The sequence below is a fragment of the Monashia sp. HAY1-5C genome, from assembly GCF_056755255.1.
Genome location: NZ_JBPGXG010000902.1, coordinates 1 through 229, shown reverse-complemented (window position 1 = coordinate 229; position 229 = coordinate 1). Strand labels below are relative to the sequence as shown.

1 pseudogene is annotated in these 229 nt (G+C 62.0%); it reads left to right on the top strand.

Annotated elements, in window-relative coordinates:
- Positions 1-229: pseudogene (locus tag ACR9ZK_RS23900) on the top strand (dihydroorotase); the annotation flags it as partial.

Below are 229 nucleotides of genomic sequence, written 5' to 3'. Positions count from 1 at the left end.
CGCGCGACGTGGCGGCGCTGCGGGCTGCACTTTCGGACGGACTGATAGACATCGTCGCCACGGATCATGCGCCGCATAGCCCCGCGGAAAAGGCGATGACCTATCCTGCCTTTGCCGACATACCTGGCGGCATGCCCGGTTTGCAGACCCTGCTTCAGACAATGCTGATCCTGGTCGAAGAAAAGGTGATAGGCCTGCCTGATCTCGTCCGCATGTGCGCGCGCAATCC